Origin of the sequence: Paraburkholderia lebeckiae (genome assembly GCF_014201005.1) — a bacterium.
Lineage (GTDB): Bacteria > Pseudomonadota > Gammaproteobacteria > Burkholderiales > Burkholderiaceae > Paraburkholderia > Paraburkholderia tuberum.
In genome coordinates this window covers 52,378-67,060 of record NZ_JACHDK010000023.1, presented here as the reverse complement: position 1 = coordinate 67,060, position 14,683 = coordinate 52,378, and the positions used below count along the sequence as shown (strand labels likewise).

At 64.8% G+C, this 14,683-nt stretch carries 10 protein-coding genes; 7 read left to right on the top strand and 3 right to left on the bottom strand.

Annotation, left to right across the window (positions count from 1 at the left end):
- Positions 1 to 25 precede the first annotated feature (25 nt).
- Genes HDG39_RS29015 through tssJ form a run of 7 tightly spaced genes read left to right on the top strand, consistent with a single transcriptional unit; the run spans position 26 to position 10,214 of the window.
- Positions 26 to 274 carry a PAAR domain-containing protein gene (locus tag HDG39_RS29015; protein ID WP_184010904.1) on the top strand — a complete coding sequence of 83 codons (249 nt, stop codon included), beginning with the start codon at positions 26 to 28 and terminating at the stop codon, positions 272 to 274.
- Entirely contained in the window at positions 243 to 1,520 is a 1,278-nt protein-coding gene (locus tag HDG39_RS29010) for a KPHS_23130 family T6SS system protein (RefSeq protein WP_311667621.1), read from the top strand. The genes HDG39_RS29015 and HDG39_RS29010 overlap by 32 nt, the downstream gene beginning before the upstream one ends.
- The gene (locus HDG39_RS29005; protein WP_184010902.1) at positions 1,517 to 5,104 is read left to right on the top strand and encodes an ImcF-related family protein; all 3,588 of its coding nucleotides are present in this window, start codon (positions 1,517 to 1,519) and stop codon (positions 5,102 to 5,104) included. Before HDG39_RS29010 ends, HDG39_RS29005 begins: the two co-directional genes overlap by 4 nt.
- The gene (gene tssA / locus HDG39_RS29000; protein WP_184010900.1) at positions 5,105 to 6,691 is read left to right on the top strand and encodes a type VI secretion system protein TssA; all 1,587 of its coding nucleotides are present in this window, start codon (positions 5,105 to 5,107) and stop codon (positions 6,689 to 6,691) included.
- 15 nt (positions 6,692 to 6,706) lie between these two features.
- A complete protein-coding gene (gene tssF, locus HDG39_RS28995; protein WP_184010893.1) occupies positions 6,707 to 8,521 on the top strand; it encodes a type VI secretion system baseplate subunit TssF in 1,815 nt (604 codons plus the stop codon).
- On the top strand, positions 8,518 to 9,669 hold the full coding sequence (gene tssG, locus HDG39_RS28990) for a type VI secretion system baseplate subunit TssG (protein WP_184010891.1): 1,152 nt from the start codon (positions 8,518 to 8,520) through the stop codon (positions 9,667 to 9,669). The genes tssF and tssG overlap by 4 nt, the downstream gene beginning before the upstream one ends.
- A 23-nt stretch (positions 9,670 to 9,692) precedes the next feature.
- Positions 9,693 to 10,214: a type VI secretion system lipoprotein TssJ gene (tssJ, locus tag HDG39_RS28985; RefSeq protein WP_260328332.1), complete on the top strand. Its 522-nt coding sequence runs from the start codon at positions 9,693 to 9,695 to the stop codon at positions 10,212 to 10,214.
- A gap of 13 nt (positions 10,215 to 10,227) precedes the next feature.
- Here the strand turns inward: tssJ and HDG39_RS28980 are convergent, their stop codons facing one another.
- From HDG39_RS28980 to HDG39_RS28970, 3 genes are all read right to left on the bottom strand, one after another.
- A complete protein-coding gene (locus HDG39_RS28980) occupies positions 10,228 to 10,821 on the bottom strand; it encodes a ParB-like protein (protein WP_184010887.1) in 594 nt (197 codons plus the stop codon).
- 86 nt (positions 10,822 to 10,907) lie between these two features.
- Complete coding sequence (gene mltA / locus HDG39_RS28975; RefSeq protein WP_184010885.1) at positions 10,908 to 12,563, bottom strand: murein transglycosylase A; 1,656 nt, start codon at positions 12,561 to 12,563, stop codon at positions 10,908 to 10,910.
- Between the two features lie 37 nt (positions 12,564 to 12,600).
- Positions 12,601 to 14,598 (bottom strand): serine/threonine-protein kinase, encoded by a 1,998-nt coding sequence (locus HDG39_RS28970; protein WP_184010883.1) that lies wholly within the window; start codon positions 14,596 to 14,598, stop codon positions 12,601 to 12,603.
- Positions 14,599 to 14,683: the final 85 nt, after the last annotated feature.

Below are 14,683 nucleotides of genomic sequence, written 5' to 3'. Positions count from 1 at the left end.
TTGAATGTCTTGTGGGTGTTTCATCATGATCGATGTGATCCGTCTGGGAGACGGTACGGACCATGGAGGCAAGGTTATAACGGCATCACCTTCGATGTGCTTTGACGGCAGATTTGTTGCCCGTAAAGGCGACGAGGTGACATGCCCGCAGCATGATACCCGGCCCAATCTCATTGTAGATGGAGATGAGACGGTGTTGGATGACGGGGTGCCTATCGCTCGGCACGGCTATCGGACCATGTGTGGATGTCATCTTATTTCGAGTCTGCTGTGACGGGATGGCTATGCCGGTAGATCTACCCGGACTCGACTCGCCTGAAGCCGTCCCGGAGCCGCCGCGTGCGATTGTCTGGCTCGGTACATTTGTCGTTGTGATGTTCGCGGGAGGGATGATCGCCCTGTTGACGTGGCTCCGAGGCGAACCTACCGATACCTTGTGGTTTTGGGTGCGTTTGTTCGTGTTTCCCGCGTTGCTGTGGTGCACGCTATTCGGTTTGCGTTTGCACTACTACGATGAAGAAATGCAGCGACTTCAGGCAGAGCGCGAGGTTCGCGCAACGGACAGAGACGCGGCCCTTCTATTCGGCAGTGAGCCACTGGCGGTTCTGGGGTACGCATATCTGACGGCGCTGGGCTGTGAGGACATCGCTGGGAAAATCGTCGATGGCGAATCTGTGTTGAATGCGAGGACATCGCTGGACGGCGTTGACGCAGTGCGGCACACCGCACTTACTCTGGAAGCTGCGGACATGCTATCGCGTTACCGCGCTTGCTTTGACGCATTGCTGGAGCGAATTGGCAATGCCGTCACGGCGATACCGCATACGGTGCCGTTCAACGTTCGCTTGCACTTGCCCGGTGATGGAGATAGAGAATCTTTGCTCGCCGCCTGGGACACGTGCTGGGCTGAAAAGAAGCTTCGGGCCATCACGGCAGAGCCGTTAGACGTGGATCAAGGCGCGATGGCGCTCGATGAATGGCTTGATATTCACGGCGGTTCAGCCTTGGAAAAAGTTACGTTATATGTTTCGGTGCAACTGCACGAGCACCCGTCACAATCGAGTGCGGAAGCAGCCGTGTGCGTGCTGCTTGCGTGGGCACCGCTTGCCGAACGGTGTACGTTGAAGTCGCAAGCATTGCTGCATAGGCCTGTTGAAACTGGAATAGCCGGTTTGAGAACCGGAATTTCGCGTGTCTTGCTTTGGGGCAAGACGACGTCTGCGGAGATCAAAGATCTTTGGCAGACCGGTTTGCCTCGAACGTACAAGGGAGAACTGATTCGGGTTGCATCGGAAATGAGTCTAGGTGTGGCAAAAACAGTGGGATTCCCGGGTGTGCACGATATAGATCGGGCAATTGGTTTTCCCGGCGTCTGCGCCGGGTGGCTTGCAATTGCGCTCGGTATTGAACGTGCGGCGCAAACTGGTGAACCTCAACTAATCGCGTGGCACGAAGCGACAGTCAAATTCGCTGTCGCCAACGGGCCTTGCAGGCAAGACGATATGGTAGTGAAGGTATGACTATTCGCAAAATTCAGGGGTACTGGATTTTCGTTCTGGCAACGACAGCAATCGCGGCCGTCCTCGCGTATTTCAAAGGCTTCAATCCTGATCCATCACCGTCGCATCGGGTGATGGTCGTATTGCTCATCGGGGCGGCTATTCTGCTGTTGCGAGCGCCGCTTGCCAGCGCTTGGAGGATTTTCGCTCGCAATGCGCCGGGCCGCTTTGCGAAGCAGTACGATCGCGACCCTTTTGCTCGCGTCGGTGCAGTGAAACCCGAAGTTGCGGTCGACCTCAATGCATACCGCGGCAAAAGACTGCGGGAAGCGCTTCACGATCGCTACGGCCGTTTTTGGCGCTATCGAACTCGTTGGCTACTCATCGCAGGCGACCTCCCTCTAGTCAAACGCCTCGCCCCAACCCTCACCGAAACCGGCTACGCCATCACCGGCAACACAGTCCTGCTCTACGCGACACAAACCGGCACGACCCTCGACACGACCTGGCTCACCGAAATCCGCCGCCTGCGCCGCCGCCGCCCGATCGACGCGATCGTCGCGGTAACGCGCAACCGCAGTTCAGGCAACGCGCCATTCGACGCCGCCGCATTATCCCAACGCCTCGCCCGCCACGCCCGCGCGCTGCACTGGTCCGCGCCTGCCTATCTGCTGAACGTGACCGATTTCAGCGCGGAACCAAAAGGCGAGGACGAAGCCATCGGCTTCACATGGTCGAACGCGCGCGTGCAAGCCAACGACATAGACGACTCGCTGCAAAACCTCACCCGCAATCTGGCCGATGCCGGCGTGCTGCGTATAGCCGAGGACTCGAACGATCGCTATCCCGCGGAGCTGTCGCAACACGTCGAAAGGCTGTCCAGCGCATTGTCGGGACTGGTCGCGCAGACGGCGCATTCGCGCTACTGGCGCCAGGCCGTCCACGGCCTGCTGTTCGCACCGCTTTTCAAGGAGCGCGAACTCGCTCCGCCCGCAGCCACGAACGAAGATACCAACACGGACAAGGCGGACGAAAACGCGCGAGACAATCACCTCACCCCCCAACACCGAACGATTCCCCAAGGGGACTTCCTTCGGGGCGTTTGGCAAACCGTCGCCGACCACAGCCGCAAGCTCCACGGCCGCCGCGTCGGCTTCTCGTTATCCGCCGCCGCCGCATGGACGAGCACCGCGGCCATCGCGCTATGGATCACCGGCACCATGTTCTCCGGCTTCACGAACCGCGCAACGATCCACACCACCGGCGATACCCTAACGAAACTCGCGGGCATCCAGGACCCAACCCGATCGATGCAAACGCTCGACGCGCTCGACAAGCAGATCGACACACTCGAATCGCACCAGCGCGAGGGCGCCCCGCGTCTCACGCGCTTCGGTCTGAACCGCGACGCGGCACTGCTCGATGCGCTATGGCCAAGATATGAAAGCGCCGCCGGCAGCATCCTCGTCGGCCCGATCCGCGAGAAGCTCGAAGCCCGTCTGCATCAACTCGCGTCACTGACCGACGCCGAAATAGCGAGCGGCGGCAGCGGCCAGGTACAAGCCGCGTACGACACGCTGAAGACCTACCTGATGCTCGCCAAGCCCGAGCGCGCGGTCGCCGCCTTCCTCGCCCCGCAGCTCGCCGCGACGTCCGCGCCCGCGCGTCCCGACAACTCGCCGCTATCGGCCGGCACATGGGAAGACCTGCGCCAGCACACAATCGACTTCTTCGCGCATCACCTCGGCGAGCGCGTATCGACAAGCGGTTCGTCGCTCGCAATCGTCCTCGACAGCGGACTGATTTCAGCAACGCGTCAAACGATCATCGGCGTGCGCGGCATCCAGAACTCGACCGACACGGTCTATCAGCGGATCCTCGACGACGCCACAGCCAAATACCCGCCGATTTCCCTCGCGACGCTGCTCGGCGATACGCAGAGCAGAGGCCTCTTCAACTCGACGGCGACGGTCCCCGGCGTCTTCACACGCGCCGCGTGGGATGAGCGCATCGCGAAAGCGATCGACGACGCGAGCGAGCAGAGCAACGTCGCGGGCGACTGGGTGCTGTCGGACGTGAAGAGCAAAACCGAGCCGCCGTCGTCGCTAAAGTCCGCGCTGCGTCAACGCTATTTCGACGACTACGCGCGCGCGTGGGCGCTGTTCCTGAATAGCCTGCGCTGGCAATCGGCCCCGACGCTGTCCGCGACGGCCGATCAACTGACGCTGCTCGGTGACCCGCAGCGCTCGCCGCTCCTGATGCTGATGAACGCGGTCGTCTATCAGGCGGGCACGGGCGCCAGCACGCAATCGCTGTCCGACTCGTTGATCAGCAAGGCGCAGCAACTGGTCGGCGCCGACGAGAAAGATCCGTCGAAGCAAACCCCGCCGCAGCTTGCGCCGCTCGCGGTCGCGTTCGCGCCGATTCTGCGTTTGACCGGCAGCGATGTCGCGTCCAGCGCCGCGCCGGCGAACGCGAAGGCCGTGGCGCGACTTACGTCGACTGGCGACCTGAGTCTCGCGCGCTATCTCGAACGCGTGAGCGCGATGCGTCTAAGGATCGAGCAGATGGTGTCGAGTGCGGACACCGATGCGATGTCGCGTGTCGCCGCGCAAGCGGTGCTGCAAGGCAAGACCTCGGACATCGCCGACAGCCGCGACTACGCGAGCCGCGTTGCCGCGAGTCTAGGCGAGCAGTGGGCCGGGTTCGGCGAGCTGTTGCGGGCGCCGCTCGATCAAACCTGGCAGGTGCTCGTGCGGCCGGCCGCGGCGAGCCTCAACGAGATCTGGCGCACGGCGATCGTCGCGGACTGGAACGGCGCGTTCGGCGGCCGCTATCCGTTCGCGGATTCCGATAACGACGCGTCGTTGCCCGAGATGGCGCGCTTCATGCGGCCCGACAACGGCGTAATCGCGCAGTTCGTGATCACGCAGCTGGCCGGCGTGGTCGAGCGGCAGGGCGATCGCTGGGTCGCCACGCAGGGGGCAAGCCACGGCGCGTTGACGCTCGATCCCGCGTTCCTCGACGGACTAAACAGAATGACGCGCGCATCGACGGTGTTGTTCCCATCGGGCGACGCGCACGTGCGCTACGAGTTGCGCGCGGTGCCGACGCCCGGCGTCACCGACATGCGCTTCGTGCTGTCGGGCCGCGAACTGCATTACTTCAATCAGAAGGAGGAGTGGACGCCTTTCCTGTGGCCCGGCGACTCGCTCGACAACCTGTCGCATATCGAATGGCAGACCGAGCACGGCGGCCTGCGTTCTGCGCTCGACGCCCAGGGCCGTTTCGGCCTGATCCGGCTGCTCGAACGCGCGCAGGTGTCGCAGCAGGACGGCGCACGTTACCTGTTGTCGTGGCAGCCCGATCAGAGCGAGGGCATTGCGCTGCGCGTGCAGCTGCGCGGTGAGGCGGGCTCAGGGCCGCTCGAAGTGCTCGCGTTGCGTCATTTCAGGCTGCCCGCGCGCATCTTCGTGACTGGTGCGGCAAAAGGCGCACCGAAGCTATCCGGGGCCAATCCGCCGCCGTTGCCGCCGGCGGCGCTTGCCGCGGCGAAACGTGCCGCAGTGTCGCTGCCCAAAGGTTCGCTGCCGGAGGTCGAATAAATGCTGTCGAGTTTGTTGAAGACGCTGTTCCCGTCGCGTGACGACGAACAACGCGTGCGCGCGCGTGTCGATGCGTGGAGCGCATGGCTGCAACCGCTGCCGGGCGAACAGGGCTGCGGTCGCGACCCGGGCTACGAAGACCTGTTCTTCGAGTTGCGCGAGGAAACGCAGAAGCTCTCCGGTATCGACGATGGTCTGATCGTCCGCTCGTGCGAGCAGTTGCTGAAGGAGACCGGCAAGGATCTGCGTCTGGCCGGTTACTACGCGTTCGCACGTCTGCGCATGGACGGTCCTGTCGGCTTCGCGGATGGTCTCGAACTAGCGGCATCGCTTGTCGAGCGTTTCGGCGAGAACGTACTGCCTGCGCGCGCCGAAGCGAAGAAAGGCGCGCTCGACATGCTCGCCACCGCGCGCATCATCGAGCTGCTCGATAGTCGCGGCGAGTTCGCGCCGGCCGATCTCGAACGCGCGATCGCCGCGCTCGATCTGCTCATCACGGCCACGGCCGCGTGGGCCGACGCGGCGCGGCCGCATCTCGGCGCGCTCGTCGCGCGCTTCGAGCGCAACGACGCGTCGGTGCCCAGGAGTGAGTCCGATACGGCAACGTCACCCGCGTCGGCCGGCGCGGCCTTTAGCAGCAGTCCAAACGTATCGATCGCATCGACGCGTGATCTGCTCGATCAGACCCGCTCGATGGCGCTGTGGCTTCGCGATCAGGAGAGCGGCTATCTACCGTCGGTGCGGCTGGTGCGCACCGTTCGCTGGGACACGCTGCACGAAGTGCCGCCCGCCGATGCGGCGTCGCGCACGCGTCTGATGCCACCGCGTGGCGAGCTGCGTCAGCAGATGAGGCGGCTCGTGCTGCAAAAGCAGTGGCATGAGCTGCTCGAACGCGTCGAGGGCGCGTTCATGGAAAGTGTCAATCATCTGTGGTTCGATCTGCAGTATTTCCAGCACGTCGCGCTCGATCACGTCGGCGCTCCCTATGGCGGATGGCGCGAACAGTTGCGCGCGGATTTCGCGCTGTTTCTCGAACGCTTGCCCGGCGTCGAACGTCTCGCGTTCGACGACGGCACGCCGTTCGCCGAAGACACGACGCTCGAATGGATCGCGCGTCACGCGGTCGTGCGCAATCTCGACGCGGGCGAAAGCATCGCGCCGCTGCCGGTATCGGCCAGCAACGACGACGATGCGACCGGCGATTGGCCCGAGATCGAAGCGCAGGCGCGCGACCTGGCGGGGCAGCACGGTATCGAGGCCGCGTTCGCCTGGCTCGAAGCGTTGCCGGGTCTGCGCACCGATCGTCATCGCTACCTGCAACGTCTGGTGATGGCGCGCCTCGCCGATCACGCAGGTCGCGCGGACACGGCGCTCGCGCTACTGGCCGAACTTGACGCGAGCGCGCGCTCCCTGCCGCTCACCCGCTGGGAGCCCGCGCTCGTCTTCGAGGTCAAGCAGCAACTGCTGCGCGCGCTCAAGGCGCTGAGCAGTCGTAAGGATGCCGATAAATCCGCGCTGGCTCGCCGCGTCGGCGAACTGCAAGCGGAGCTGACCGTGCTGGACCCGGCGCGGGCGCTGACTCTCTGATAACCATACCTAAGCATGGAACACTACGACCCCATCCTGCACTACTACGAAGCCGAAATGCGCTATCTGCGCGAGTCCGGCAAGGAATTCGCGAAGGCGCATCCCGACCGCGCGCGCATGCTGAATCTCGATCGCGTCGGCGATCGCGATCCCTACGTCGAGCGGCTGCACGAAGGTTTCGCGTTTCTGACCGGACGTCTTCAGCAAAAGCTCGACGACGAACTGCCGGAGCTGACCGAAGGCCTCGTGAGTCTGCTGTGGCCGCACTATCTGCGGATGATTCCGTCGCTGTCGATCGTCGAACTGTTGCCGCTCGCGGAGAAACTGCAGCGAACCGAGGTCGTGCCGGCCGGCGTGCCGGTGCGCTCGGCGCCGATCGCAGTGCCGAACGCGGCGGGTGTCGAGAGCACGACGCCGAAGACCGTGCAATGTCTGTACCGGACCACGCAGCCGGTCACGCTGCAGCCGCTGTCGATCACGCACGCGGGCCCGGCAGTGCGCCACGATGGCCGCTCGATCATCCGGCTCGGCTTCGAGCTCGATCAGTCCGCCCGTCGCAAGGAAACCGATCTGTCGCGGCTGCGGGTGTATCTGAGTGCCGATCTGCCGACCGCGTTCGCGATGCATGTCGCGCTCACGCGCGAGGTCGATGCAATCCACTGGCGTATTCCGGAAGTGCGCGACGGCGAAGCGCTGCCGCTCGCCAACGTGGCGATCGAGCCCGCTGGCTTCTCGGCCGACGAGAGGTTGTGGCCGAAGGCCGATGCGGCGTTTTCCGGGTATCAGTTGCTGCTCGAATACTTCACGTTCCGCGAGAAATTCCTGTTCGTCGATCTGTGTGGACTCGACGTGACGAAGCTACCGGAGAAGTCGACGCGCTTCGAACTGGAGATCTTGCTGAAGCACGCGTATCCGTCCGATCAGCGTTTCAGCGCGGAAAACCTGCGGCTTTTCTGCACGCCGGTGATCAACCTGTTCGAACTCGATGCCGAGCCGATCGAGATCGACCATCACGAAACGGAATACCGCGTGTTGCCGGCCGGCCATCAGGGCGAGCACATCGAGACCTATTCCGTCGATGCAATCGAGGCGTTCGACCACGAAACAGCCGAACGATATCAATACGTGCCGTTCGCGACGTTCCGGCATCGCGGCGGCATGCTGCGCCACGAGGCGCCGGAACGCTACTTCCATGCGCGTGTGCGGCCCGGTGTCGCGGGTCTGCATCAGACGTGGGTCGTGCTCGGCGGTCACGCGTGGGACACGATGGACACGCTGCCCGAGGAAAGCCTGTCGCTGCGCGTAACCGGCACGAACGGCATGCTGCCGCGCAAGGGGCTGCGCGAAGCCAGCATCGCTGAGCTGGCGGCCAGCACGCCGAATGTCATCGGCGTGAAGAATCTCGTCGCGCCGACCCTGCCGCTCTATCCGCCGACCGGCGACCGCTTCCAGTGGCGCGTGCTGTCGCATCTCGCGCCGAACTTCCTGTCGATGATGAACGCGGAAGTGCTGCGCGGCGCGCTCGCGCTCTACGACTGGACCAGCGACGAACTGAACCGCCGGCGCCTCGCGGGCATTCTGTGGGTGTCGCAGGAATTGCTCGAGGAGGTGTCGGGCGGCTCGGTCGAGCGTGGCGTGCTGATCGAGGTGACACTCGATTCGCATGCGTTCGCGGGCGACGGCGACGTGATGTTGTTCGGCGAGTTGTTGCAACGCTTTTTCGCGCTGTACGCGGAGATCAATCTGTTCACGAAGCTGTCGATCGTCAGCCTACCGTCGCAGACCCGCACGGTCTGGCCGCGCAGCAAGGCGCAGCGGGCTCCGCTATGAGCGCGTACGCTAACGCTTGCGAAGCGCGCAATGACCCGCCCAATTTCGACCCGCTCGTCGCATCGCTCCTCGCGCGCGCGCCGCGGATGAACTTCATGCAGTTGTGCCGGCTGCTCGAATTGCGGGTGCCGCGGCAGCCGGGCTTCGGCACGCTCGATACACCGGCGCATGAACCAGTGCGCTTCCGGCCACGCGCGCGCACAGGCTTTCCGGCGGGCGAGATCGCCGCAGTCGAATTCGATGCTGACCCGGATTCCCTGGTCAGTGCCGCGGCGCCGACCGTGCGCACGACGTTCATGGGTCTTTACGGCGTCGACGCGGCGATGCCGTCGCACATGATCGACGAGATCGTGATGCGCGAGGAAGGGCACGAAGCGGTCGAGGCCTTTCTCGATCAGTTCAATCATCGTTTCGTCGCGCTGCTGTATCGGGCGTGGAAGAAGTACCGCTATCCGGAAAGCTTTCGCGCGGGCGGCAGCGATGCGCATTCGCGCAATCTGTTGTGCCTCGCCGGCTATGGCTGGGGTGACAAGCCGCAACGCGCCGGCTTGTCCGATTCGCGGATGCTCGCGCTGCTCGGTCTGCTGATCCAGCGAACGCGCACACCTGAAGGGCTCGCGGGCGTGATCGCGCTCGCGGTGCCCGGCGCGGACGTGCGCGTCGATGAGTTCTTTCCCGCGCTCGCGCGCGCGGGCGAGGCGCACCCGCTGATGTCGTCGGCCGCTCGTGCCGGTGCGGTGAACGAGGGCGCGTGCCGCGGCCTCGCCGGCGGCTATGTGCTCGGCAAGCGGCTTGCGTATCGCAGTCGCGCGGTGCGCGTGACGTTGCGGCCGGCCCATGCCACGCAGGCGCACGATCTGTTGCCGGGTGCGTGGCTGCATCGCGAGTTGATGGCGTTCGTGCAGTTGTATGTCGGGCTGAAGGCCGACGTGCATCTCCGAATGGAAATGTCGTCGCGCCTCGCGCCGCAGCCGGCGATCAACTCGCCCGGTCCGGCCGCTGCCGGATCGGCCGGACCCGCGCCGCGCCTCGGCTGGACGACCGTGCTGCCTGCCGTGAACGAACGTCTGATCGACGTCGCACTCGGGGTCTATCGGGCGCTTCCGAAGCCCGTGGCCAATCCGTACCTGACTCATGCCGCGTCATGAACGACGCGCCGAAAGGACCATTGATGAACCTTCGTTTTACCGTTTCCACCGTTGCGTCCGTCGCGCTGCTATCGGCATGCGGCGCCTGGCAATCCGTATCGGACGCGTCGTCGAGCGCTTATCACGCGGTGTTTTTCAAGCAGATCAAGGTGCTCGACATCGATCTGTCCGCGCGCGAAGCGCTGAACCCCGACGATGCTGGTCGTGCGACATCGGTCGCGGTGCGCGTGTATCAGCTGAAGGACCGCAAGACGTTCGATGGAGCGTCGTACGAGGATCTGCTGAAGAACGACCGCACGGTGCTCGCGCAGGACTTGCAGGCGAGCATGGCATCGGTGCTGAATCCCGGTGCGTCGGCAAGCCTGTCGCAGCCGATGCGGGCCGACACGAACTATGTGGTGGTCATCGCGTTCTATCGCAATCCGGGTAGCGGGGATGGTTGGAAGTATGTGATCGAGAAGAAGAAGCTCGATGCGGACAAGCCGTTGAAGATCTCGTTGATGGATCAGTTTCTAGTGCCGGCGGGCAGTGCGGCCCACGATTAAATGGGCCGCCGACTCAATCCGTGCGACCGAGATAGCCCGGTAGCCCCAATGCAGAGTCGCTCCTGGCCAGCTTCAAGGCTTCCTTGAGCAAAGCTGTGAACTTCTCGTCGCTATCGGGCCGCGGCAACGTCGCGCGAAAGAAGTCGGCCCAGCGAAATTCTTCCAGCGGGACACTGGTTTTTTCATAGCCGCCGGCATCGCGGACCGCTGCCGCGAGGCTTCTGTATTCATCGTCCTTCATTTCCCACACGTGCTCCGCCAATTCGGCAAACGGCCGGCGCACACCTTGCGCGTCATACGGAAAGGTCCATCGTTGGTTCTCCATGCTGAGCCAGAACGACGCCCACGTGTACGACGAGAGATCCCGCACCAGCACGACCGGAACCGCGCGCACGCCCACCTGCCACAGCGCCGCCGCCACATGGTGATGATCGATCGCGAACGGTAAGCCGTTGGGGCCGCAGACGACCGGTATCGGCTTTTCGGCGATCGCCATCTCCAGGTCATGGCTGCCCAGGGACCGGTATTGGCGGGCTTTTTCGCGGACTTCCCGCGCGCCGTGGGTCATTTGTGTGGGACGGAGCTCTTCGATTTGTCGCGTGTCCATGTCGGTCTCCTTGTCTGAATGCGATGACGCGGCTCCCGCAAATTTCATGCCTCCGGGCGAGCCGTCGCCCACTTTCCGCCAGACGTCTACGGCGCATCGTCCATACACAGCACCGGATCGCTGACCAGACAATCCGCATCAGACGCGGCAGGTCCGCCGCCGCGCGTTTTCAACGACGTCTGCTGCGCGGCGATGCGCAATCCCTTGGGCAGCAGCACCCACATGCGCAGCCGCTCTTTGGTGTGGCTCGCCTGGGTCTGCGCGGTTTGACCGAAGCCGTAGAAGTAGTCGGCTCTGACGGCGCCCTGAATCGCACCGCCCGAATCCTGCGCGAGCATCAGGCGGTTGATCCCTCCGGGTGCCTGAGGGTCGTCACGCGTGGACACGAATACCGGCGCGCCGAGCGGCGTGGTGCGCGGATCGACGGCCACCGAGCGGCCCGCCGACAGCGGCACGCCCAACGCGCCCAGCGGACCGTTCGGTGAATCGGGGATCACACGAAAAAACACATAGCTCGGATCCGAAACCGCATACACGGGATGAGGTTTCGGCGTGGTCGTCGCCAGGGTGAAACCGCGCAGCAACGGCGACGTGGGTTCGTCGTCGTCACCGTCGGCGGGCGCCGCGTTGCCTTCGTTGCTCGCAGCGGGCGCGCCGTCGTCGCTGATGTCGACCTCCATCTCCATGCCGCGCACGACGAGCTTGCGCGCGCCGGCCGTCGCGTTGCCGCTGTGCGCGAGCGGCGGCAGGAACGGCCGGCCGTTCTGTTCCGCATAGGCGAAGCGGCGTATCGAGCCGTCGCTCATGCGGACCTTGCCCGCGCCTTGCAGCTGCATCGAGTACAACATCACGGGGTCGTCGACATAGGCGAGGATCGGCGCCTTCAGTGCGCCGCGCTCGATCTCGGCGCGGGTGTAGTACGGCACGATGCGCCCGCCATCGAGCCGCAGTCGAATCTTCTTGTCGCGGATATCCGGCACGCTATCGCGCAGGTCCAGCGCGTAGACGCCTTTGAGGTCGCCACTCATCGTATCGCTGAGCGGGATCACGTTATGTCCATCGATGCGAGCCGCGCTCACGTCACCTCGCGCGCGGTCCGGCAGGCGCCGCGCGTCGAGGTAGAGCATGTCGGCCGGCGTGCCATAGACCGGATAGAGGTAGGCGCCGCCGTACTGCTGGCTGCCATTGAGCAGCGGCTCGTAGTAGCCGGTCATCGTACCGTCGAGCGAGCGGTCGGGATTGCGGATCTGATACGCGTTGAAGTTCGTTTCGAAGAAACGCCGGATCGCCGCGACGTCGCCAACGTCCACCGCTCGCGCGGCATTGCACGGTTCCGACCAGCCGCTGCGCGCGCCGAGCACGGTGCAACTGCGGCGAAACGCCTCCCATGACGCGGTGACGTCGTCCGTGTCCCACCCGGGCAGGTCGGCGAAAGCGATCGGCTCGTAGTAAGCGTGGCGCGTGGCGAAGCCGCCGCTCAACGCAGCCTTGGGACGCGGGTTATTCGAGCCGGTGGACGTGCCCGAGACCGTCGCGTGTGTCGTTACGGGAGCCGGCGTGGGCCCAGGCATCGTCGGCGGTCGCGCGGGTGGCGATGCTTGCGCCGTCGGCGCCGCCTGCTCGACCGGCGACATCGCCGTGTGGCTCGTGTCCCCCAGGATGACGCTGGTCGCGGGCGTGTTGCTCGCGCAAGCCGCGAGCGTGGCTGTCAGCGCAAGCAGGAGAAGCTGAGCCCTTTGCATGCGGCCTCCTTGCGGACCATCGCGAACGTCGCGCGCGCTAGCCGGGCGGCTTGACGGCATCGATGGTGAACGTGGCGGCGCCGAACGCGCCGGCGCAATCCGCCGTGCCTGCCGGGCAACGCGGCTTGCCCGCGAACGGCGAATAGCGCGGGCCGCGACGCGCGGCCGCTTGCTGCTGGGCATCAGCGGGGAATGACTGGAACGGCGCCGCGGACTTCAATCCACCGTCGGAAAAATCGCGCGGCGTCGTCGATACCAGCGTCAGAAAGTGGTTGGGACCGGGCGGGTTGCCCGCCAGCATCGGCCAGCTGGCGCGCGGCAACGACAGCGTCTGACCGGCGGCGATCCGGTTGTTGCGATCGAGTCCGTTCGGAAACAGCATCAGGTACTGACCGTCCGGATCGACCATGAACACATACACGTAGCCCGCGCGGTTGCTGTCGAGTTTGAATTGCAGATAATCCTTGCCGATCGTGGCGGACGTGCTGCGCGGTGTGGCGGTGATCTGAATCGATGGATCGGCCAGCGTCACGATTCGCTCGAGTTCGCTCGCGGGGGTGAAGGGCGCGAGGTTGTCGGCCTGCGCGGGTGGTGTGGCGGGCGCGGCAACCGTGGCGGGGGAGGCAGGAGCAACCGGGGCAACAGGGACAGCAGGGGCAACAGCAGCAACGGCTGCCGGGCTTTGAGCGGCATTGCCAGGCGTCGGCGCAGCCGTGTCGGCCGCCGGCCTCGGCGAAGCCGTGTCGCGCGCATCCGTGCTTGCCGTGACAGCCGGGCTCGCGGCCGGTGGCGAACGCATGGCAAACCACGTACCGACCGCCGCGAGCGCCACGACGCAAACGGCACCTGCTGCGATCAAGCCCGTGCGATTCTTTTGACTACCGCCTGGCGCAGGAACGGCCGCTGTGCCTAGCTCATTGCGCTTCGCCTCGGCTGTCGCGGCCGTCGTTGTTCGCGGCGCATTGGTACCCGCTGTCTCGACGGAAGCGCGAGTCGTGGGTTCGATCGCCGCATCGGCGTCATCACGCGTATCGACGGCAATGCCCAGTTCGTTCGCCAACGCCTGAACGCTTTGCGGGCGCTGTTCGGGGCGAACCGCGAGCGCATGGTCGATCGCGCGCAGGAACCGCTCGCTATAGCGGCCGGCCGCCGCCGTGGCGAGCGGCACATACGTGTCGCTCATCAGTCTGCCGACCGACGGCGGCGGTGTCTTGCCCTGAATCGCGAAATAGATGACCGCGGCGAGTGCGTACACATCGGTCCACGGCCCCTGTTTCAAAGCCGCCACTTCGGCATATTGCTCGACGGGCGCATAGCCGGGCTTCAGGATCACCGTCAAGGCCTGGGTCATGTCGCCGATCACGCGCCGCGCCGCGCCGAAGTCCAGCAGCACGGGGCGGCCGCTGCCCTTGAGCAGCATGATGTTGTCCGGCGCGATATCGCGGTGATAGCACTGCGCCGCATGCAATACCGCCAGCGCTTCGAGCAGCGGCGCGAGCAGGGCGCGCAGCCATGCTTCATCGGGTGGGGTACTCATGCGGCGCAAGCCGTCGCGCAGCGTCACGCCCTCGTAGTACGGCATCACCATGTACGCGGTGCCATTGGCCTCCCAGAACCGGTACACCTTGACGAGCGAATGATGATCGAAGCGGGCGAGCAGCCGAGCCTCGTTGATGAAGCTTTTCAGGCCGGCGCGAAAGGTGTCTTCATGACGTTCCGAGCGGACCGACACTTCGGCCGCGCCGACGCGCGAGGCCAGCGCAGCGGGAATGTATTCCTTCAGCGCGACGTGACGTCCTAGCTGGGTGTCATAGGCGAGATAGACGATACCGAAGCCGCCTTCGCCAATCAGATCGACGATCTCGAACTCGCCGAGCCGTGTGCCGGCGGGCAGCGCATGTTGCGCGTTCGAACCCTGCGCGGCGGGGCGGGTGACGACTGTACGATCGGCGTGCGCCGCTTCGGCGGGGTTCTGCTGGCCGTCCGATCCGGACGCCCGTTGCACGATCACGGTTTTGTCGTCGGGGCTGCTCATCGGCTGTGGCTCCCTGGAGGGTACGACGGCAGAGCCCGGCACACGCGAGCGCCACCCTCACGCGCAGGCGCGTCCGTCTTTAAGA